Raw genomic sequence first — 21,910 nt, 5'->3', positions numbered from 1 at the left:
GGAGGTTTCTATGACACAATCCTTTAAATTATCAAAAACCCGCCAATTGACCTTTGCCAGTTTATTAACTGCTATTGGAATTATTATTCCAATGGTAATGCCACTTAAAATTGTAATACCGCCAGCTTCGTATACGTTAGCTAGTCACGTAGCCATTTTTGTAGCAATGTTTATTTCTCCTTTTACAGCTGTCTTGGTTAGCCTAGGAACAAGCCTTGGTTTTCAGCTAGCTGGTTTCCCACTGATTATTGTTGCTCGAGCTGCTTCGCACGTTGTCTTCGCCTATGTAGGGGCTAATATGCTAGAGAAACGCCCTGAGTGGCTAGCAACTAGAAATAGTAAATGGACCTTTGCCCTAATCATCAATCTGATCCATGCGGTTGCCGAAGTGGCTGTTGTTTTCTTCTTGACCCAATTTGGTTTGAATACAGCGAGTGAAAACTTTTTGTATGTTTTAATTGTCCTAGTTGGTGGCGGAACCGTTATTCACGGTATGGTCGATTATTTCATGAGTGATTATTTTGCTAAGCAGCTAGCAACTAGAGCTAAAATACCTGTTTATCCAATCACAGAATAAAAATTTCTTAGAGGGCAAGTGGAAACACTTTGCCTTTTATTTTTGTCTTATGATACAATCGGAGCGAATTCTCTTGTAAGGAGGGAAATAATGAATCATTATGATGTAATTGTGATCGGTGGCGGCACCAGTGGTATGATGGCTGCCATTCATGCCGGTCTCAACGGTGCCAAAGTCTTACTTTTAGAAAAAAACACTAAACTTGGTCGAAAGTTAATTCTAACTGGAGGAGGAAGATGCAATGTAACCAATCGTTCCACCCGGGAAGATTTAATTGAACATATTCCCGGTAATGGTAAGTTTCTCTATTCCGTCTTAGATCAATTTGATCCGCAGGATATTGTAGACTTTTTTCAATCCCGAGGTGTTCTCCTCAAGGAGGAGGATCATGGTCGAATGTTTCCGATTACTGACTCCGCTCGCACGATTAGAGACTGTCTGATCCATGAAATGCAGCATTACTCCATAAAGATGATAACCGGCGAACCAGTTGAAGAAATTCTCTATGACGAGATAGAAGGCCATGTTAAGGGGGTTCGCACTAGCAAAGCCAGCTACACTGCTAAAGCTGTCATAATAGCTTCAGGCGGTAAAGCCTATCCGCGAACAGGGTCAACAGGGGATGGCTACTTATGGGCCAGGCAAGCTGGTCATACTCTGACTGATTTTTACGCCACCGAGGTGCCATTATTATCCAATGATCCCTTTATTAAAGATAAATCACTACAGGGGGTTTCCCTACGTGATGTCAATGTGAAAGTATTCGATGAACAAGGAAAAACGATTGTTGCTCACCAAATGGATATGATTTTCACTCATTTTGGTTATTCCGGCCCTGCAATTTTAAGATGTTCTGGTCATGTAAATCTTTACCTTAAAGAATCCCAACAAAAGAGGGTCCACTTGGCAGTGGATCTTGTACCCCATTCGTCCATTGAAGATTTAAAAGCAAACGCCGAAGACCAAAGAGAAAAGCAAGTAGATAATATCTTGCGCCAGTGGTTACCTGATAAATTAAGCCACTTAATTCAAACGCAAGTTGGCGTAAAACCGAAATTCGCCTATAAGCAAGTCAACCACTCAATTCAAGAAGCTCTCTGGCACCGTATCAAGCATTTCCCACTTACTGTTTATGGCAGTCAACCAATTGAGAAGGGGTTTGTTACTGGAGGAGGAGTTAACCTGAAGGAAATCACTCCCCAAACCATGGAATCTAAGCAGATGAAAGGCCTCTATTTTTGCGGTGAAGTGATTGATATTAATGGCTATACCGGTGGTTATAACATTACCGCAGCATTTGCGACCGGAGCCGTTGCGGGTCAACATGCCGCTTGGGCAAGTCTTTCCTCTTAATTGATTCAACTTTTAATCAATAAAAAAAAACAATCAGCACCGCAATCAGACGGTGATGATTGTTTTTTATTTTAACTATTTTACTCCGCACTCGTTTCTTCTACTTCTGAACTAGTTTCTGTAGTACTTTCACTGCTGCTTGTCTTTTCTGAATCTTCTTTTTCTTCAAAAGCCTGCGGGTCGGATACGATTAAGACACCGTTGACCACCATTGATTCAGCTGGCAACTTGTTCCATTCTCTTAATTGGTCGATACTTACTTCATACTTATCTGCTAAGACCTCCAGTGTCTCACCAGGAGCTACTTGATGGTATTGAGCCCATGGGTTACTTACTGCTAGTTCTTCGCCAATATAAACCACGTTATCAAGTAGACCATTCCAAGCACGAAGAGCTTCAACGGACACTTCGTACTCTCTAGCAATACTGTCTAAAGAATCCTCTTCTGTCACCGTATAAATCTCAGGTGCTTTTTCCGGATGAGATAGCGTTAATTCCGTTCCCTCTTCTATGGCCTTTCCTTCTTCAAGCTTACTCCACTCCATAATTTCAGCTTCAGTAACTGGATAAATTTCTAATAAATCTTGAATTTTTTCATCTTTCTTTACGGTGTGTTTTACTGGATAAATATCTTTAAGTGGTCGCGCTTGTTTGAAGAAGGTGATGGCTTGACTTGGATCCTTCAAATAAAGGATGTCACCCGCTTTAATCTCATCATTTAAAAGGCCATTCCATTTACGCAAGTCTTTCTCACTGATATCGTTATCCTTAGCAATTTCAGCTAACTTTTCACCTTCAGCCACCTCATGCGTTGGCAATTCAATCGTTTCAGGATCTATTGCCTTCGTCCTTGGATCAGCGAGCTCTTCCTTATCTTTTTGTAATGATTTTGGTTTGCGAATATTGACTTCGCGCGGCTCTTTGTCTGGTGATTTTGGCTTTTCATGATCAACTGCTGGCGTTGTTGTCACTGAAGTGGCGTTGCCACTGGTTTCTGTCGATGGTGTTGGTTGATTAGGTACGTTAATCGTTCCTGAATCAGGTAAATAAATCACTTCCCCTGGATAAATCATCGTATCTGTTCTACCATTAAAGGCCATAAGTTGACGTCCGGTCATGCCGTACGCTTGAGCAATCGTGTCAAAGTTATCTCCAGGTACAATCGTATAGGCATTGGAGGAAATATTTGGTTGACTTGGAGTAGCCAGTTGGGTAGGTTGGGTGACATGACTTGTGCCGTTAGCTGTGACGGCAAGTTGATCGCCTGGATAGATTAAATCTGAAACCAAACCATTCCACGCTACTAATTGATCAACAGTTACACCATAAGCTAAAGCAATCGTATAGAGACTATCACCCTTATTCACCACATAGGATCCTTGATTGCTTGATCCTTGGTTTGAAACGCCTGGTGAGACTGAAGTAGTTCCCCCATCTGCGACCGCTAGTAAATCACCTACATTTAAGAAGTCCGAAGTCAGTCCGTTCAATGCCTTTAATTGACTTACAGTTAAACCATAAGCATTAGCAATTTTATAGAGGCTGTCTCCCTTTTGAACCACATAGGTTGCTGGATCATCTGATACTACCGGTGGTTGGCTCGGTTGATTAGACCCACTTAAGGCTAAACGGTCACCCACATCAATAAAGTTGCCTGAAATACCATTGATTGCACGTAATTGATCGACACTTAAGCCAAAATGATTAGCAATCGAATAAAGTGTATCGCCTTTTTGGACCACATAATAACCAGCTGTTCCTTGATTATCCGTACTATCCTCTGTTTGTTTACTTACGATTAATTGGTCACCTAAATCAATCCGTGAACTGGTTAACCCATTTAAGTTCATCAATTCTTGTTCAGATAAGCCATACTTACGAGCCAAACTATAGATCGTGTCTCCTTTTTCAACCACATGAATGGTATTTGCGGCAACGTGAGACATTCCGATTAAAGAGATAATTGACAAACAAATGGCCGATTTGCTGATTAATTGTTGCATAATTTTTTTCATAGATGAGCCCCCCTTTAATTTAGTTTACTTTAGTAACTATAGTATAACATGCCCCTATATCTACGCAAAGCCATTCCCTCAGAAATCACTTGGGATTCATATTTTTTTCATCTATTATTAATAATTCTTTCTCATAAGAGTTATCAATCTTTTTCTATAAATTCGATAATATATAAAATTTTATTAATAAGTATTTGATCCTATTGAAACCATATTAAGTATATGGTATTTTTATCTTGTTTGATAAATACTTTTTGGTGGTGATATTCTTGTCGTCATTGTTTCGGATGAGTTATCAAGTCGTTCCATGTCATCGTCATTATACTGTTTTTCTCCAACAAGCCCTTATGCATGCCCACTATCTTCCTCCCCATTATAAAGTGGTTCCAATTCTATTTTGTGATATTCGGCCCTATCATCTTATTGCTCAAAGTCTAATCATTGATAACAATGGTGATATTTGGTACTCTCATAGACCTTTACAACTACTGTCGCAAAATGTTCTTCAAGACCAACACTGCTTTGTCCCCTTTCATTCATGCTTAGGAAGTCCTTTATGGCTTAATGTCCGATATTGTTCATATTTTCAAATGTTTCAAGATGAATCTAATCCTCAAACAGCTATCAACTATGGTCTTTTCTATTATCACTTAAATCCGTATCGAGATCTCTCCTTCATTTATCCACTCTCCATTCATTGCAAATCTTTTTATTGTCTTCCTTCTCAAACTAATAGCCAAATACATTCAACTAAAAAACAATTTAACATTAACCTAATTTAAAATAAATTAATCCTATATATTATTCTTAATATCAGTTAGAATTTCTGTCCCATGTATAAAAATAACAAAACCTTAAGTTAAGTGGTTTTTTCAAACACAAAAACTTAAGGTTTTTTAATTAGAATAGCCCAAAGAATCTCTTTTTCTTCTTTACTTTAGTGTGAAGGGGTGTTAAAGCTTGAACCGGATCACCATTAAAAATATCTTTAGCATTTTGAAGGAAATAATTCACTTTTTCTTGGCCGAAATCATTTTCTAATTGACTGAAAGCTGCCCGCATATTAAAGGGACGAAAGTCAACATGATGGACATCAGAAGCGATGACATGGACCAGGTTTGCTTGAATCATTTTTCGAGCTATTTCTTGTAGTTTTGCTCCATATAATCCTACATATGAGGAAGATGTGATTTGTGATAAGCAACCCATTTCAATTAATTTGTAAAGATCATCAAAATTCGCAGCCAATTGATGGTTACGCTCAGGGTGTGCAATTAAAGGGGTAATTCCTAGCTCGATTAATTGTGATAAAATCCCATGAGCAAAGTCAGGTACTTTGGCTGTAGGAAATTCTATCAGATAGTATTTTCCCGTTTCATCCAAGGATAACAAGTCATCATTATAAAAATCATCCATAAAACGCTGGGTTAATCGGATTTCTTGGCCGGGATAAACCTGAACTTTTATCCCAGCTTGCTCATAATCTAAATTTAACTGCTTAGCAAAAGCAATCACTTCGTGCTTATGATTAATATATTGACCATTGCGGTGATGTGGGGTCAGTACGATATGTTGAACACCTTCTTTTTGCCCTATTCTAGCAAGCTGAATTGAATCTTCAAGTGTCTGAGCTCCATCATCCACTCCTGGAATTAAATGTGAATGCAAATCAACAATCATGATTATATCTCATCCTTATTTTCATTGCTATGTCCATAGCCATAACCGTAATATGCATAATAGCCAGCTCCTTCTTCACGAGGAACCCCATTCATGACATATCCCAAAATATTGGCATTGACATTGTCTAAGATTTCTTTGGCTTGTCGTACTTCTTCACGACGAACATATCCATAGCGTGTAACCAGTAAAACGCCATCTACCCGAGTAGCCAAAATTTGAGGGTCTGCTACCGCTGTAATTGGTGGTGTGTCGTAAATGATTAAATCAAAATACTGATTCAATTCATGCATTATAGCCGTCATACGTGCAGAACCTAACAACTCAGATGGATTGGGCGGGATAGGCCCGCAAGGTAAGAGGTATAAACCTGTATCAGGATTATGCTGCACTACTTGATTAAACTTGACTTCAGAATTAGCGATTAAGGTTGATAATCCTTCTTTATTGTCAATTCTAAAGGTACGGTGAAGAGTTGGCTTCCGCATATCCGCATCAACAATCAAAACACGTTTTTCGGTTTGAGCCATTACGATAGCTAGATTCGCTGAAACGGTGGACTTGCCTTCTGCTGGAATACACGATGAAATGAGTAAACTTTTTAATTTGCGATCCACTTGCGCAAATTCGATATTCGTACGGATGGCACGAAATTGCTCTGCATTGATCGATTGTGGAGAGGTATATGCGATTAAGGAAGTTCCAATCTCTTGATCTTTTAATAACTTGGATTCTTTTTTCTTACGACTATTAAACATCCTAAACCTTCTTTCTGGTACGTTTTTGTGAGTTGTGATTTACGATACGAGAACCTTTTACTTCCTTATTTGAAAGTTCATAAATATGGCCTAAATCATTAATTCCCAAACTTGCCATAAATTCATCCTCTTTGACCGTAGTATCAGATATTTCTAATAAAAGAATTAATAAAACAGCTAAGGCAAGTCCCATTAAAGCACCAATGATAGCATAGATCGGCAAACTAGGTGAGACCCGATTTGGATTATAGGAAGCTGGTGAAAGGATAAAGATATTTGTCTCTTCACCCCCGTAAATATCACTTACCGTTTCTTCAAAAACCGTTATCACCTTATAAAGAACATCTTGAGCAGCCTGGGGTGATTCTAATTGAACAGAAACATAAAATGCTTGAGAGTTGGGCGATTGCTCAACTGTAATTGATTTTTTTAAATCTGGTACAGAATAGGCTTTATTCATGTCATCACTGACTTTGTTTAAGACACTATCTCCAGTAATAATATCTCGGTAAGTGTTGATTAACTGGGAGTTTGCTTGTAGTTCACTGTACTGAATTGGCGTTTGACCCATTCGCTCTTCTGATTGGTTTACTAAAAGTTGAGCCGTAGACCGGTAATTGGGGGATATAAATAAAATCATAAATCCAATCGATATAATAATCCCCGACACCATTAAAGTGAAAATTTTAAAAGCATGCTTAGTGAATAGTTTCCATAAATCTTTTAAACTGATTTCTTCCTGTTGCATATTATCCTCCATATTTTGCGCTATCATTAGCAAATTTTATTATTTTTTCTTTCATTATTTTAGGTTGATGAACGAATTCTTTCAAACTCTCGACGAATGCTAAAGTTTCCTCTAAAGGAATTGAGGCAACTTTACCGACAAATAATTGATCATTCAATTTATTCTCCACTAACTCTGAAGAAGTCAGTAGCTCTTCATACAGTTTCTCACCCGGTCGGATACCAGTTTCACGGATACCAATATCTTCAATTGTATGACCGGATAAAAGAATCATCTTCTTGGCCAAATCAAGAATTTTTACAGGCTCTCCCATATCGAGAATGAATACCTCACCATCGTTGGAAAAAGTTCCGGCAAAAATGACTAATTGACTGGCTTCGGGTATGGTCATAAAATAACGAATCATTCTAAAATCCGTTACTGAAACCGGCCCACCAGCAGCAATTTGTTTTTTAAAAGCAGGGACAACACTTCCGCGACTGCCTAAAACATTTCCAAAGCGCACCGCGCAATAAGTCGATTTTGATTGTTGATTCATGCCTGTAATAATTAACTCTGCCACCCGCTTTGTCGCTCCCATAATATTCGGGGGATTGACTGCCTTGTCGGTGGAAATCATAACCATTTTAGCTACTTTAGCTTGATCAACTGCTCGAGCAACGTTATAAGTCCCTAAGATATTATTTTTAAAGGCCTCCACCGGATTGGACTCCATTAAGGGAACATGCTTATGCGCCGCAGCGTGATAAATGATATCAGGTTGATACTCTTTTAAAATTTCCACTATGCGTTCATAATCTTGAATATCCGCTATAATTGGAATATATTGAATCATGCTCTCATTCTTAGTTTTGATCATTTCATGATAGATCAAGTAAATTGAATTTTCTCCATGTCCAAGTAAAATCACTTTAGCCGGATTATGTTTGGATACTTGCCGAACTATCTCAGAACCAATCGATCCGCCGGCTCCTGTAATCAAAATTGTCTTTCCTTCCAGTTCCTTCCGCATAGCGGTTTCATCTAATTCAACTTCTTTACGACCTAATAGATCAGAAATTTTAATTTCACGCATGGTGCCTTTGGGTTGATGAATGCCTAATAAAACATCTTCAACCGGCGGCATATTATAAACTCTCACTCCCAACTCATTGCAAAAGCCTAAAATGGCTTCATATTTTTCTGGTTTTAATGAAGGAATTGCGATAACCGCTTTAGAAACGTGATAACCATCAACAAGAGCGGGCAGTTTTTCTAAAGACCCCACCACTTCGACTCCGCCAATATTCATGCCTCTTTTGGCTGGATCTTCATCGAGTATTGCAATTACTTTTTCATTTCTGGGATGTCGTTGATAAGTGTGCATAAATAGAGACCCTCCGTCTCCAGCACCAATCAGAACGATATTTTCACGATCTTTGGTATTTTTATGAGATATTTTATTTTTACTAAGATAAATGATTTGCCACAAAAACCTTAAACCGACTATAAAGAGGCCGGAAAAACCCGCTACAATCACTAGGTATCGAAAAGAGATCCATTTAATTACAATAGATAACACCAAACCACTCATTAAATTAGCAAAAAGAACGATTAAAAATAAGGAAATAATATCAATCATCGTAGCATAACGTTTTATGCGCGATTCAACTCTGAGATACTTACAAATAAAAAAGTAAAAAAGAAAAGAAAGAACTAGGTGTCCGAGATAAAATGTCACAGGAACCTTCAAAATACCTAAAAAAATGATCAATGAAATAGTAGTCGCTATACCAAAAGATACAAAATCACTCATCGCCCAAATCAATCGTTTATGAATTAAGGGAAGCTTCTCTACCCATTGCACGAAACGTCGGGATACTTCTTCTTGCCTTTTCAGCATCTTTTCATTCCTCACTATCTCCTATTTAGCTACCTCTTATTTAGTCTGGTAATGCTTGTTTGAGCGTAGCCATTATTCTATCTCATTTTACCTATCTTATTCCGCAGTTTCAATGTGTTTAGACATTTATTTTAAATATAATCATTTATAAATAAAAAAACGCAAACGATTCAAGTTTTAAAAAACTATCAATCGTTTGCGAGTTATTTATAGTTAGAACATTACATCATACCCATACCAGGTTGAGCTGGCATTTCTGGTTCATCTTTAGGAATTTCAGCTACTACAGCCTCAGTTGTTAATAAGAGCGCTGCAACAGAAGCGGCATTTTGTAAAGCTGAACGTGTTACTTTAGTTGGGTCGACGATACCTGATTGGATCATATTTTCAAATTGATCAGTTGCGGCATTGTAACCTGTTCCCTGTTCAGAAGAAATAATTTCATTTACAATAACTGAACCTTCGCGACCTGCGTTTTCAGCAATTTGACGAACAGGCTCTTCTAAAGCACGTACAACAATTTTAACTCCTGTTGCTTCGTCATCTGTCAATGCTTCAGTAGCAGCAACTTGATCTTTAATATTGAGATAAGCTGTTCCACCACCAGGGACGATTCCTTCTTCAACAGCTGCACGGGTTGCATTCAAAGCATCTTCAATTCGTAATTTTACTTCTTTTTGCTCTGTTTCAGTGGCTGCACCTACTTTAATCACAGCTACTCCACCGGCAAGTTTAGCTAAACGTTCTTGTAATTTTTCTTTGTCATAGCTTGAGGTTGTCTCTTCCGCTTGGTGACGAATTAGAGCCACACGTTCTTTAATAGCATCTGAAGAACCTGCTCCTTCAACAATGGTAGTATTATCTTTAGTAACGGTTACCTTTCCAGCTGATCCTAAATGATCAATTGTTGCGTCTTTTAACTCAAAACCTAATTCTTCTGAAATGACGGTTGCTCCGGTTAAAATGGCAATATCTTCTAACATTGCTTTACGACGGTCACCAAAACCTGGCGCTTTAACAGCTGTAACATTTAAGGTTCCACGTAGTTTATTTAAGACTAATGTAGGAAGGGCTTCACCTTCGACATCTTCCGCAATTAATAATAATGGACGTCCTGATTGCATCACTGCTTCTAATACAGGCAGAGCATCTTGAATATTTGAAATCTTACGGTCAGTAACTAAAATATATGGATTTTCAAGATCAGAAATCATTTTTTCATTATCCGTTACCATATACTGAGATAAGTAACCACGGTCAAATTGCATACCTTCAACCACTGATAATTCCGTTTCAATTGTCTGTGAGTCTTCGATGGTAATGACACCGTCGTTGCCTACTTTTTCCATGGCATCTGCAATTAATTCGCCAACTTTTTGATCCCCTGAAGAAACAGCAGCAACTTGTGCAATGGCTTCTTTGGAAGAAACCGGTTGAGATAACTCCTCCAAAGCAGCTACAGCTGTCCTAGTCGCCTTATCAATTCCACGGCGAATACCGACTGGATTAGCGCCGGCTGTAACATTTTTCATCCCCTCGCGCGCAATTGCTTGCGTCAAAACTGTTGCTGTAGTTGTTCCGTCTCCAGCAATATCATTTGTCTTTGAAGCTACTTCTTGAACCAATTGAGCACCCATGTTTTCATAACGGTCTTCTAATTCAATTTCACGAGCAATAGTTACCCCATCATTGGTAATTAAAGGAGATCCGTAAGTTTTATCTAACACAACATTACGTCCTTTAGGTCCCATTGTTGTTTTAACTGTATTTGCTAATAAATCTACTCCACGTAATAAAGCTGCACGTGCATCTTCTGAAAATTTTAATTCTTTTGCCATCTCTATCGCTCCTTTATCTATTGTATTTAGTATCTATTATTCGATGATTGCTAAGGCTTCTTTTAATTCAATAATAATGTATTTTTCACCTTGATCTTCAATCTCTGTTGCAGAATAAGACTTATAGATAACTTGATCGCCAACTTTAACACCATCTTCTGCTTCAATTTCAGGTCCAACTGCTACCACTTCACCGATCTGCTGCTTTTCTTGGGCAGAGCTCGGTAACACAAAGCCGCTAGCTGTTGTCTCTTCTACTTCTTTTGGTTTAAGCACAATACGTTTTGCTAAAGGTTTTAACATGAGAATCCCTCCAAATTTTTATATTTAGCACTCGAATGATTCAAGTGCTAATCACAACTAATATATTAGACCATCTTTGATTAAAAAGCAAGAAATACAACTAAAAAAAAACAAATATCTTTCACTGAAAGTTTCTATCCATAAGAAAAGCCTCTCACTTAAGGGTCGGCCCCAAAAGTAAGAAGCTTTTATTACTCTTTAATCTCTGGATAACTGGTCCGCTATATCTTCTTGGTTGATAAAATATATCAGGGTTTGCAATTCATTCGTTAAGTCAACATTTTGTACTCGAACAGTGTCTGGTACTTCAAACCGTAAAGGCGTAAAATTTAAAACACCCTTAATTCCTGCTGCAATTAACCTTTCCATAATACCATCTGCATATTCTTGTGGAACAGTCAAAATAGCTACTTCGATCGCTTGCATTTCTAATTGTTCTTCTAATTCATCAATTGAATAAATTGGAATGCCTGAATGTACCGTTCCAATAATATCTGGGTTAATATCGAACCCCGCCCCTATTCTGACATTATTAGATTTTCTAAAATTATAATTCAATAAAGCATTTCCTAACGATCCTACACCAATTAGGGCGGTAGTTGTCAAACGATCCTGATTTAAAGTCTTTCCAAAGAATTGGAGCAAATACTCAACATCATAGCCATAACCTCTTTTACCAAGTGCTCCGAAATAAGAAAAATCACGCCGAATGGTCGCACTGTCAACTTTGACAGCATCACTGAGTTCGGTTGATGAAATACGCGTCTTACCCGCATTATATAAATAGCGCAAATAACGATGATAGATAGGTAAGCGCTTAGCCGTCGCTCGTGGGATTTCTTTCACCATTCTACTTCCTCCGTTCATCCTAAACTTTTAAAGCTTTGTGTGTTTTATCACAATTTTATACGCTTAGTATATCATCAAATCAAACTAATGCCAATTAGAAGACTCAATTTTTTAAATTTTTTTCACAAACTCAGTAGTTTCTGCTTTCAGATCCTAACTAGTGAGGCGGTCATTTCCATGCTATAATATGAGGGATTGAACAAAGGGGGAAAGCCCATGATTTTACTACAAGCAAATAATATTAGTCGTCGGTTTGCCGATGTCACCTTATATGAAAGTGTTAATTTTTCGATCCAAGAACGAGATCGCATTGCCTTGGTAGGACGCAATGGTACCGGCAAGTCGACATTGATTAAACAAATAATTGGTGAAGAACCAATTAATGATGGACAATTTAGCCGAGCAAAGAACCTTAAAATTGGCTACCTTGAACAACACATTGCGGTTAATTCTTCCTTAACGATTTGGGATGAGATGCTTTCTTTGTTTACTAAAGAAATCGCATTGAAAGGCCATGCTCAAGATATCGCCAATCATCTAGCTTCCTTAGCTGAACAAGGGGATACACAATCGAATCTCTATCAAGAGACTCTTTCGCGGTACGATCAAATTCAAATTGAGATGCAGGCTAAAAATGTCTATCAGATCGAATCGACTATTCGGACCGTCCTCCATGGGTTCGGTTTCTATCCCGAAGATTATGATCAACCGATTCAAAGTCTATCTGGCGGTCAAAAAACCAGAATAGCCTTAGCCAAACTCTTATTGCAAGACTATGACTTATTAATTCTCGATGAACCAACTAACCATTTAGATATGCAGACACTGACTTGGTTAGAGAAATTTTTAACGGCTTATCAAGGGGCTTTATTGATTGTTTCCCATGATCGTTACTTTTTGGATAAGGTAGCTACACAGGTTTATGAGATCCGTGACCACCGCCTCCACCATTATCATGGTAATTATTCCTTCTACGTCAAAGAAAAAGCAACTCGCATGGAACAAGCCAGAAAATTATTTCTTAAACAACAGGCAGAAATTAATCGCTTAGAAGACTTCGTGCAAAAAAATATAGCTCGCGCTTCTACGACTAAAAGGGCTCAAAGTCGTAGAAAACAATTAGAAAAAATGGAGCGCATTGAAGCGCCTAAAGAAGATTCAAAAGCTCCGCGTATCCAATTTTCGGTCGCTAAAGAATCTGGTGACAAAGTTATTCATGCGGAAGGCTTAAGCATCGGCTATGCGCCTACGGATGTTTTATGTCAAAACATCAATCTTGATCTGACTAAGCAAAACGCGATCGCCATTGTCGGACCTAATGGTGTTGGTAAAACCACCCTTCTTAAAACCTTACAAGGTTATATGCCAGCCATTAACGGTAAGATTAAGATTGGCACCAATGTCCAAATTGGCTACTACGATCAAAACGTTAATCATCTAGACGGAAATGTAACTGTTCTTGAAACACTTTGGCAAGCTCATGACACTACCGATGAGTGGAAAATCCGCTCTATTTTAGGATCTTTTCTCTTTAGTGGAGAAACAGTTGAGAAAAAGGTCAGTCTCCTCAGTGGTGGAGAAAAAGCGCGTCTCGCATTGGCTCTTTTAGCTGCGGATCATGATAACACATTGCTATTAGACGAACCAACCAACCACTTAGATATCGACTCTAAAGAAGTACTTGAAGAAGCCCTTATAGACTTTAATGGAACCCTACTCTTTGTTTCTCATGACCGTTATTTTATTAACCGCATAGCCACCCACGTGTTTGAGATCTCACCTGAACAAAGCCAACTTTATCTAGGGGACTATGACTACTATCTAGCTAAGAAAGAAGAACTTGAAGCATTTAAAGAAGCTGACCTTGAACGAGCGCAAGAAAAAAACAACCACCAAGCTGACACCATTTCCGCTGGACAGCTATCTTATGAAGAGAACAAAAAAATAAAGAGCGAATTAAGAAAATTACAAAAACTAGCTGATGAAGCATGGGCAGACAATGAGTCTTTAGAATTAGCCATCGCCCAAGACAAAGAAGCAATGCTCCATGCGGCCAATACGAATGATCATCAAGCCTTGATTGATCTTGATCAAAAGATCAATCAAAAGCAAGAAACCAGTAACCAACTTATCGCCCAGTGGGAAGAATATAGTCTCGCCATTGAAGCCTATCTTGAAAAATATCCTGATTTACAATAAAAGAAAGAACACACTGCCAATTGTTCAGTGTGTTCTTTCTTTTTATAAGGACATTCCTGGTCTTGCATTCATACCTAAGTCGATAAAATCTTCTTTCAAGAACTTCGGATAGGCTGCCGCCCCAATCATCGCAGCGTTATCCCCACACAAAGACAAAGGCGGTATTAATAGTTCAACAGCTGGATACTGTTTTTGAAAGAATTCCTGCATCTTGCTTCTCAGCTCACTATTAGCCGCTACCCCTCCTGCTAAAACAAACTGTTTAATCTCAGACCTCGTATCTAAGGCTCTACTAACTTTCCCTATTAAAACTTCTACTGAAGCTCTTTGAAAACTAGCGGCCAAATCAGCAGGATGAATCTTTTCTCCCCTTTGATTGGCATTATGAACTAGGTTCATCACTGCACTTTTCATACCCGAAAAAGAGAAGTCTAGATTATCTTCACTAAGCATAGCTCTTGGAATGGGATAGCTAGTAGGATTCCCTGCTTTTGCCATTTGATCCAGATGTTTTCCTGCAGGATAAGGCAAGTCTAATAGACGACCTACTTTATCATAAGCTTCTCCAACCGCATCATCTTGTGTTTCACCTATTACTTGATAGTCATCCTCATCAGTCATAACAACTAGTTCAGTATGCCCTCCACTAACGATTAAAGCCATTAAAGGGAATACTAAATCGTTGATAAAGCGACTGGCATAAATATGTCCAGCTAAGTGATTGACTCCAATCAAAGGTTTCTTATATAAGTAGGATAGAGTTTTAGCAGCTGTCACCCCAATCAAAAGCGGACCAACCAAACCCGGCCCTTGTGTAACGGCGATAGCATCCACTTCAGCTATCGAAAGAATTTGTGCTTCTTTTAGAGCCAATTTCAATACCTGGCTAATTTGCTCCACATGATGGCGACTCGCTACTTCTGGCACCACCCCACCAAATCGCATATGACTTTTGACCTGAGAGGCAATGATGTTTGATTTAATATGAGCACCATTTTCTATCAAAGCGACACTCGTTTCATCACAAGATGATTCGATCGCTAATATTAAATTATTCTCTTGCATTGCTATCCCTCCCCTTACATAATTCCAATTGCATCACTAATCCATCCTCAACTGGATCACGGTAATAGTTTGGCCGTCGATCAATTACCTCAAAAGCTAATGCTTCATATAAGGCAATGGCTGCCTTGTTTGTGACTCGCACCTCTAAATTAACTCTTTCAACCGCTTCAAGTTCAATATAATCTAGAATGGCCGCCAAAAAAGCTTTCCCCTTACCTTTACCTCGCAAACTTGGATTAATCCAAAAATAGTGAATGTTGGCTTCTTCATAGATAATTTGTCCGCCACTGCAGGCTACCAAGTCTTGATCGTGGACCCACACCCATAACCTTGAATAAGGACTTTCCCATTCTTTAAGTGTTGCATGATCTGACCAATGAAAACTATGCGCAATCGCTAAAAGTTGCTGCCGAAGCTTTTTTTCTTTATTCTCTTTCGATATCTCTTTTAGAATCAACTTTATTCTCCTTAAAGGTGGCAACGGAGAAAGAGAGCCGACTCACCATTATCTTCATAGTAAAAAGGCTTTTTATTCTCCAGTACGAACCCTTGCTGGTAATAAACTTTTTGGGCACGGGTATTGCTTTCCCTAACTTCTAAAGTAACAGACTGCTTACCTAATTCACGACTTACCTGTAACCAGATCTTTAATAAATAAGACCCTAAACCTTGCGATTGCCATGTTGGATCAATCACCAGCTGACTAATATGGGTGTTTTTTAATAAACATCGTCCCGTGACCATGCCTATAATACTTTTTTCATCCCTTGATTGATCCTTCTTTTCGATGACTAAATAAAGAAGCTGCGGATTTCTGTGCCAGTCTCTTTCAAAATCTTCCAGATCCCAAGCTATATAGCCTGCATAGCCTCTTTGCTCCAAATCAACTAAGACAGGTAGATCAATTTTTTCTGCCAATCTTATTTGACAAGTTATTTTATCGTTGAGTGTAAGTTGAATTGGATCCAAAGCAGAAATAAACGGATCAATTTGCATCATTGATTTATGTTTGATAGTGTTTTCTTCTTTAAGGGTATTAAATACGCGTTTCATTAGTCTGTTCAACATAACTTTCATTCTTTTCTTTATGAGATTGCTTAGCAGCCCATTCTTGTTCGGCTAGAGTTAGATGAGCATAAAATGGCTCAAAAACATCAACATCCTCAACCACCTCTTTTTCAATATAAGGCGTTTTCCCAACCTTAGGCCAAGCATATTGTTCTAAAAGAAGCTTAAACTGAACCCCTTCTTTAGACAGTCTTTCTTTGATAAAATCGGTCAATTCATTTTCCTGAGAACTAACCATAATCAGCTGACTAACTTGATGATGTCTAATTTCTGGTAAAAGCGTGTCTTCGATCCAAGTCTGCCAATCGACATGTTGATCCTTGATTTGGTTCTTTATTAGCCCTTCTTGCCACTGGTAAACTCCAGTGTAAGCAGTCCCCCTGCGCGCATCTATCAGCGGTACGATCCATCCCTCTCCGGAATCATCGGCAACTTGGGCTGCTAGGATTGCTAAACTAGAAAAACTTTCTAATTGACAGTTTTTGGTCGAAGCCCATACTTTAGCCATTGTTGCTCCAATACGCAAACCGGTATAAGAACCCGGCCCTCTTCCTAACCAAATGCAATCAATTTCTTCCGTCTTCCAATGAACTGAATGGAGGAGATTTTCCACTAACGGTAAGAGAAAGGCTCCGTGTTGTTTTGAAACATTTGAATTAACTTCAATGATTAATTGTCCCTCTTCAAAAAGTCCTAAAGACAAAACATCGGAAGATGTATCTAATGCTAAACTCCTCATGTTCATCTCCTTTCATCCTCAGTGTTAATAATTATCTTAATAAGCCCTAGCAATCCAGACTGTTTCTTGCGCTGGTTTCCCCGTTACAATACAGGTCTCTTTCTTGACCAGTGCGTCTTCTCCTTCAAAATACTGGTTGAATGGTATATTACGAGTCGTAAAGCCGGTCAATTCTTTAATTTTAGCTTCAGACTCCTCGCTACCATCCCATCCAATGAGTACCCAACCAGGCACCTCATTGGCTGCTTTTTTGCTTTCTATATGGCTGACCAACTCATCAAGGGTATCAATATTTGTGTACATGTTAGCTTGGTTACGTTGTCGCGCTTTCTGTAAAAGACGTTTTTGCATGTCCTCTAAAGCTTGTTGAACTTTTTCTGATAGGCTGTCCATTGCAATAGCATATTTTTCATCTTCGTCGCGTGCTTTCATTATCACTTGATTATTTTCAATATCTCTTGGTCCAACTTCAATTCGAAGGGCCGCTCCTCGCAGCTCCCACTCGTTAAATTTATAACCTGCTGAGTTATCTGAATCATCAATATAAGTTCTCAATCCAACAGCTTTAAGTTGTTCGTTTAATTCGTCAACTTTTGACATTACTTCGGCTAATTTTTTCTTAGGTCCTACTGGAATGAAAACTACTTGCTGAGGGGCTATGGCCGGTGGCAAGACTAAGCCTTGGTCATCAGAGTGGGTCATGATCACGGATCCAATTAAACGGGTAGAAACGCCCCAAGAAGTCGTATGCGCATAGACATGTTCATTGTCCTGGTTCAAATAACGAATATTGAAGGCTTCGGCAAATTTAGTGCCCATATAGTGCGATGTGCCCGCCTGAACCGCTTTACCATCTTGCATCATGGCTTCCACTGAAAAAGTTTGTACAGCACCGGCAAACCGTTCAGATGGAGTCTTTTCTCCCATAAACACTGGCACAGCTAATAAATCTTCTAATAATTCAGCGTATATTCCCAACATACGCATGGTACGTTGACGCGCATCTTCCTCGTTGGCATGAGCAGTATGGCCTTCTTGCCATAAAAATTCTGAGGTTCTTAAAAATGGCAGTGTGCGTTTTTCCCAACGAAAGACATTGGCCCATTGGTTAATCTCATAGGGTAGATCCCGATAAGAATTAATCCACTTAGAAAAGGCATCCCCAATCATTGTTTCTGAAGTCGGTCTCAACGCTAATCTTTCTTCCAAAACTTCGCCGGCCGCCTCGGTTACCCATGGTAGTTCAGGGCTGAATCCTTCGATATGGTCTTTTTCACGAGTGAAGAAAGATTCAGGAATTAACATTGGGAAGTAGGCATTACGCACCCCTTCTTCTTTTAAACGCTTGTTGAAGTAGTCTTGAATATGCTCCCAAATCTCATAACCATTCGGTTTAAAGATCATACACCCTCTAACTGGCGAATAATCCATTAAATCTGCTTGTTGTATTGTTTGAAGATACCATTTTGAAAAATCTTCTTTACGTGTTACCATTATTTTCCTCCTAAAAATAAAAAATAACTGCCTTCATCCTATCAAGGACGAAGCACAGTTAGTCTCCGCGGTACCACCTTATTTGCATCTTAAAATGCCCACTCAAGGCGATAAAGGAGCCACCTAATTCTCTTAATAAGATAGTAGGTTCATTTGCTGAGTGGGGAGACACTTCCATCATCTGTCTCTTGCTGGGAACCATCCACAAATTACTAGTCTATTTTCTCTTCCTATTATAAGGAATTAAGTGATAAATACAAGTCTAAGTTTATTCCTCTACAATTGCATCTCCATTAGAATTAAGATCGTAATCGGGTATTTTACCAAAGTTCTTAAGCGGCCAATAGATAAAAGTGGCCTTACCTAATACGGAGTCCGAATCAATCAAACCAAAGCTTCGACCATCAACAGAATTCTGACGATTATCTCCCATAACAAAGAATTTACCTTCAGGAACAACCTCTTCACCTGTAAAAGTATACATGTCGAAGTCCTCAGTGAAAAGACCACCAAATGCATTTTTATATTCTTGAGCCTTTTCATTTAAATAAAACTCATCGACAGCCTGCCCATTAATTAAAAGCTGGTCATCTTTATAGGCAATCTTATCGCCCGGAACACCGATCACACGCTTGACGTATAGTTTAGGCTTTTGATTTGGTAGTGGATTTGGTTGCGGAAAGATGACCACATCGAATCGCTCAATATCGGATAATTTCCACATCCAAACTTTTTCACCATCTTCTAAACTATGCTCCATTGATGAACCATCCACTGAGAAAGGTTGAGCAACAAAATGATAAAAAGTAAATAAAACAGCTACCCATATTGCCATATACAATAACCAAGAAAAAACTTCTTTAAAAAAACGTTTTGTTTTACTCATATTTCACCTCTATACTTTCTGTTTAATATTCTATAACTTTTCTTTTAAAATTGCATCCACTATTGACAATAACCGTAAAAAATATGATATTATGATTTTACTTTGAAGAATATGAATTAACTTTGTAAAATGAGCTCATTTATTTCCCTTGGAGATTAAGAGTGGTAAAATATATGAGATTAATTGTTAAGATTATTTAGTTGTTAATATAGGAGGAATAGATATGAGTCGTAATCAACAACATACTCCCTCAAGGAGTCGTAAACATCGAAAAAGAAAGCGTGGTTTTTCTTTTTCAACTTTTCTAGGCATTTTACTAATTATTGTTGCCCTTGGTTTACTTTTAGTAAATCCTCTGAAAAATTACCTCATTCAAAACAAAACGAATGATATTCAAATATCTAACCTAACGCGTGAGCAAATAGTCGCTAATCAACAAAAGGACGTCTCTTTTGACTTCACCGATATCCAATCGGTCGATCCATTTACAGTTATTTCAAGTAGCGTTAACCCTAAAGACTTGCCGGTAATCGGAGGAATCTCTATCCCTGAATTAAAGATTAACTTACCGATTAATAAAGGAACATCGAATGAAGGAATGTTCTTTGGGGCTGGGACCTTGTCGGCTGATCAAAAGATGGGCGAATCAAATTATGCCTTGGCTAGTCATCATATGTATGATCAAAGCTTACTCTTTTCACCTTTAAAAGATGCCAAGAAGGGGCAGAAAATTTTTATGACCGATTTAGACAATGTCTATGTTTATGAAATCTCCTCCGTCCTAGTTGTTGATCCTTCAGCCGTTGAAGTGTTAAATCCATCTTCGGAACCAATCGTTACTTTAGTCACTTGTACACAAGACTTTGTTGACCGGATTATCGTCCAAGGTGAACTTAAAGAAAAGGTGCCAATTAGTGAGGCTACCATTGAGATGATGGATGCCTTTAAAATCGAAAGAAAGATCGCAACGAATTCTTAAAAATTAAACACCTGAATTAATCCAGTGCTCAAAGCTATTAAATCATAATTGCTTTTGAAAACTTGATCAATTCAAGTGTTTTTTAATTTGACGACAAATCCATTGCTAAGTCGATCGCAAGAATCGTCGCAAGAATTAATACCGTATCCACTTCTTCATTTTTTATATCCATTTCAAAAGTATCAGACCATGCTAAAAACTTTTTCTTAATACGGGCGATTTTATCGCCATTCGAATCCCAGATCGTATAGTCATGTTCAAAAATACTGCCATCTACTACCCAATCAACCCCTTGGACAGAGTACTTAGGTTTAAAAAAAGTAAATTGTTTGCGAATGCGACAAAAGAACTCACCCTCTTGAATAACATCCACAGTTGGAAAAAGTGAAAAAACTTTCTGATTAACTTCGCAAAGCACTTGGCCTGACTGAACGTCGAGAATCTTCGTTTTACGCCCAAATGAAATCAATTTACTGTCAACACGGTATACAGGACGTTGATTTTCATCATATATATCAAAATCTTGTTTGAATGACCACATTTTTTGCTTCATGTATAGTTGCATAATATCCCTCCATTTTTTATATTTTATCATAACGATCACTCAATACTCACCTAATAAAACTTTATGCTACATAATTTATTTTAACGATTAAAATAGCCAATTAATCTAACGTAGATGTTAGATTAATTGGCCAATGCTCCGTATTAAAAGTTCATCTAGTTTAAATAAACAGTCGAACCCGTTTCTAAGTACAAAACGTGTTCACAAATATTGGTGATATAATCACCAATTCGCTCAAAACTAGTGACCAAGTCAATGATGAATATTCCTGCTGGAATACAATCTTCATTATTTGACATCCTAAGTGTAACTTCGTCGAAAACGAGGTCATATTGATTATCAATTTCTGAATCCATACAAGCAATCTGACTAGCCCCTTGAATATCACCATTTTCAATAATTGAAGCTAGTGGTTCAAACATTAACTGCAAACGTTCAGCCATCTGATTAACGATTAATACCATATCTTGATAATTTGAAAAATCAGGCTTATTCCGTTTAACACGCTTAGCAATTGTTGTTGTGTGCTCAGCAATACGTTTCAATTCCACGCTGGTATTTAACAACGCAAAAATAAAACGAAGGTCTGCAGCAACCGGCTGTTGCAAAGCAACTATCACATAAGCATCTTTTTCGAGTTCAACAGACAATTGATCAATTTTCTCATTCATTTTAAGAATCGTCTTTGCAATATCCGTATCAGAAGCATTTACACATTCAATGGTACTAGCAAATATTTTTTGCGTTAGGTTAAACATTTCTTTAGCTTTATCTAATAAGTTTTGTAAATCTTGTGTATATAACTTTCTCATTTATTTTCCCCCTCCCTAACTTCATTTACTTAACTATTTATTATACCAATAAATTTTACAAAAAGCAATTTCATTAAACGTTTTAAATAAAAAAAGTTCC

General features: G+C 38.1%; 20 protein-coding genes. 4 read left to right on the top strand and 16 right to left on the bottom strand.

Annotated elements, in window-relative coordinates; translation table 11 throughout:
* Positions 1 to 10 precede the first annotated feature (10 nt).
* Both HF969_RS03875 and HF969_RS03870 read left to right on the top strand, forming a co-directional pair.
* A complete protein-coding gene (locus HF969_RS03875) occupies positions 11 to 577 on the top strand; it encodes a hypothetical protein (protein ID WP_090289636.1) in 567 nt (188 codons plus the stop codon).
* Between the two features lie 90 nt (positions 578 to 667).
* Positions 668 to 1,930: a BaiN/RdsA family NAD(P)/FAD-dependent oxidoreductase gene (locus HF969_RS03870; RefSeq protein ID WP_090289637.1), complete on the top strand. Its 1,263-nt coding sequence runs from the start codon at positions 668 to 670 to the stop codon at positions 1,928 to 1,930.
* A gap of 80 nt (positions 1,931 to 2,010) precedes the next feature.
* Here the strand turns inward: HF969_RS03870 and HF969_RS03865 are convergent, their stop codons facing one another.
* The 8 genes from HF969_RS03865 to HF969_RS03830 all read right to left on the bottom strand — a co-directional run bounded on the left by HF969_RS03865 (position 2,011) and on the right by HF969_RS03830 (position 12,003).
* Entirely contained in the window at positions 2,011 to 3,945 is a 1,935-nt protein-coding gene (locus HF969_RS03865; RefSeq protein ID WP_090289638.1) for a LysM peptidoglycan-binding domain-containing protein, read from the bottom strand.
* Positions 3,946 to 4,845: 900 nt separating this feature from the next.
* Positions 4,846 to 5,625 carry a tyrosine-protein phosphatase gene (locus tag HF969_RS03860; RefSeq protein WP_090289639.1) on the bottom strand — a complete coding sequence of 260 codons (780 nt, stop codon included), beginning with the start codon at positions 5,623 to 5,625 and terminating at the stop codon, positions 4,846 to 4,848.
* A gap of 2 nt (positions 5,626 to 5,627) precedes the next feature.
* Positions 5,628 to 6,383: a CpsD/CapB family tyrosine-protein kinase gene (locus tag HF969_RS03855; protein WP_090289640.1), complete on the bottom strand. Its 756-nt coding sequence runs from the start codon at positions 6,381 to 6,383 to the stop codon at positions 5,628 to 5,630.
* Between the two features lies 1 nt (position 6,384).
* A complete protein-coding gene (locus HF969_RS03850; protein ID WP_168427155.1) occupies positions 6,385 to 7,131 on the bottom strand; it encodes a YveK family protein in 747 nt (248 codons plus the stop codon).
* Between the two features lies 1 nt (position 7,132).
* Entirely contained in the window at positions 7,133 to 9,013 is a 1,881-nt protein-coding gene (locus tag HF969_RS03845) for a polysaccharide biosynthesis protein (RefSeq protein ID WP_245694814.1), read from the bottom strand.
* A gap of 221 nt (positions 9,014 to 9,234) precedes the next feature.
* Complete coding sequence (groL, locus tag HF969_RS03840; protein ID WP_090289642.1) at positions 9,235 to 10,851, bottom strand: chaperonin GroEL; 1,617 nt, start codon at positions 10,849 to 10,851, stop codon at positions 9,235 to 9,237.
* 36 nt (positions 10,852 to 10,887) lie between these two features.
* Positions 10,888 to 11,154, bottom strand: coding sequence for a co-chaperone GroES (locus HF969_RS03835; RefSeq protein WP_090289643.1), 267 nt, complete (start codon positions 11,152 to 11,154; stop codon positions 10,888 to 10,890).
* Between the two features lie 198 nt (positions 11,155 to 11,352).
* The gene (locus HF969_RS03830; RefSeq protein ID WP_090289644.1) at positions 11,353 to 12,003 is read right to left on the bottom strand and encodes a redox-sensing transcriptional repressor Rex; all 651 of its coding nucleotides are present in this window, start codon (positions 12,001 to 12,003) and stop codon (positions 11,353 to 11,355) included.
* 216 nt (positions 12,004 to 12,219) lie between these two features.
* On the opposite strand from HF969_RS03830, the gene abc-f reads away from it, so the two are divergent.
* Positions 12,220 to 14,202, top strand: a complete 1,983-nt coding sequence (gene abc-f, locus HF969_RS03825) for a ribosomal protection-like ABC-F family protein (RefSeq protein WP_090289645.1) — start codon at positions 12,220 to 12,222, stop codon at positions 14,200 to 14,202.
* 42 nt (positions 14,203 to 14,244) lie between these two features.
* Here the strand turns inward: abc-f and tsaD are convergent, their stop codons facing one another.
* From tsaD to lepB, 6 genes are all read right to left on the bottom strand, one after another.
* Positions 14,245 to 15,267 (bottom strand): tRNA (adenosine(37)-N6)-threonylcarbamoyltransferase complex transferase subunit TsaD, encoded by a 1,023-nt coding sequence (gene tsaD / locus HF969_RS03820; RefSeq protein ID WP_090289646.1) that lies wholly within the window; start codon positions 15,265 to 15,267, stop codon positions 14,245 to 14,247.
* Complete coding sequence (locus HF969_RS03815) at positions 15,254 to 15,724, bottom strand: GNAT family N-acetyltransferase (protein WP_168427154.1); 471 nt, start codon at positions 15,722 to 15,724, stop codon at positions 15,254 to 15,256. The genes tsaD and HF969_RS03815 overlap by 14 nt, the downstream gene beginning before the upstream one ends.
* An 11-nt stretch (positions 15,725 to 15,735) precedes the next feature.
* Entirely contained in the window at positions 15,736 to 16,335 is a 600-nt protein-coding gene (locus tag HF969_RS03810) for a GNAT family N-acetyltransferase (RefSeq protein WP_168427153.1), read from the bottom strand.
* On the bottom strand, positions 16,304 to 17,074 hold the full coding sequence (gene tsaB, locus HF969_RS03805) for a tRNA (adenosine(37)-N6)-threonylcarbamoyltransferase complex dimerization subunit type 1 TsaB (protein ID WP_168427152.1): 771 nt from the start codon (positions 17,072 to 17,074) through the stop codon (positions 16,304 to 16,306). Before tsaB ends, HF969_RS03810 begins: the two co-directional genes overlap by 32 nt.
* A gap of 36 nt (positions 17,075 to 17,110) precedes the next feature.
* Positions 17,111 to 18,568 carry a proline--tRNA ligase gene (proS, locus tag HF969_RS03800; RefSeq protein ID WP_090289650.1) on the bottom strand — a complete coding sequence of 486 codons (1,458 nt, stop codon included), beginning with the start codon at positions 18,566 to 18,568 and terminating at the stop codon, positions 17,111 to 17,113.
* A gap of 268 nt (positions 18,569 to 18,836) precedes the next feature.
* A complete protein-coding gene (gene lepB / locus HF969_RS03795) occupies positions 18,837 to 19,454 on the bottom strand; it encodes a signal peptidase I (RefSeq protein WP_090289651.1) in 618 nt (205 codons plus the stop codon).
* Positions 19,455 to 19,677: 223 nt separating this feature from the next.
* Here lepB and HF969_RS03790 point away from each other — a divergent pair, with 223 nt between their 5' ends.
* Positions 19,678 to 20,433: a class A sortase gene (locus HF969_RS03790; protein WP_090289652.1), complete on the top strand. Its 756-nt coding sequence runs from the start codon at positions 19,678 to 19,680 to the stop codon at positions 20,431 to 20,433.
* Positions 20,434 to 20,515: 82 nt separating this feature from the next.
* On the opposite strand, the gene HF969_RS03785 is transcribed toward HF969_RS03790, so the two are convergent.
* Together HF969_RS03785 and phoU are read right to left on the bottom strand one after the other, a co-directional pair.
* Entirely contained in the window at positions 20,516 to 20,998 is a 483-nt protein-coding gene (locus HF969_RS03785) for an LURP-one-related/scramblase family protein (protein ID WP_090289653.1), read from the bottom strand.
* 155 nt (positions 20,999 to 21,153) lie between these two features.
* Complete coding sequence (gene phoU, locus HF969_RS03780; RefSeq protein WP_090289654.1) at positions 21,154 to 21,810, bottom strand: phosphate signaling complex protein PhoU; 657 nt, start codon at positions 21,808 to 21,810, stop codon at positions 21,154 to 21,156.
* Between the last annotated feature and the right edge of the window lie 100 nt (positions 21,811 to 21,910).

The organism is Facklamia miroungae, from assembly GCF_012396555.1.
Taxonomy (GTDB): Bacteria; Bacillota; Bacilli; order Lactobacillales; family Aerococcaceae; genus Facklamia; species Facklamia miroungae.
This window is presented reverse-complemented; position numbering and strand designations above follow the sequence as displayed.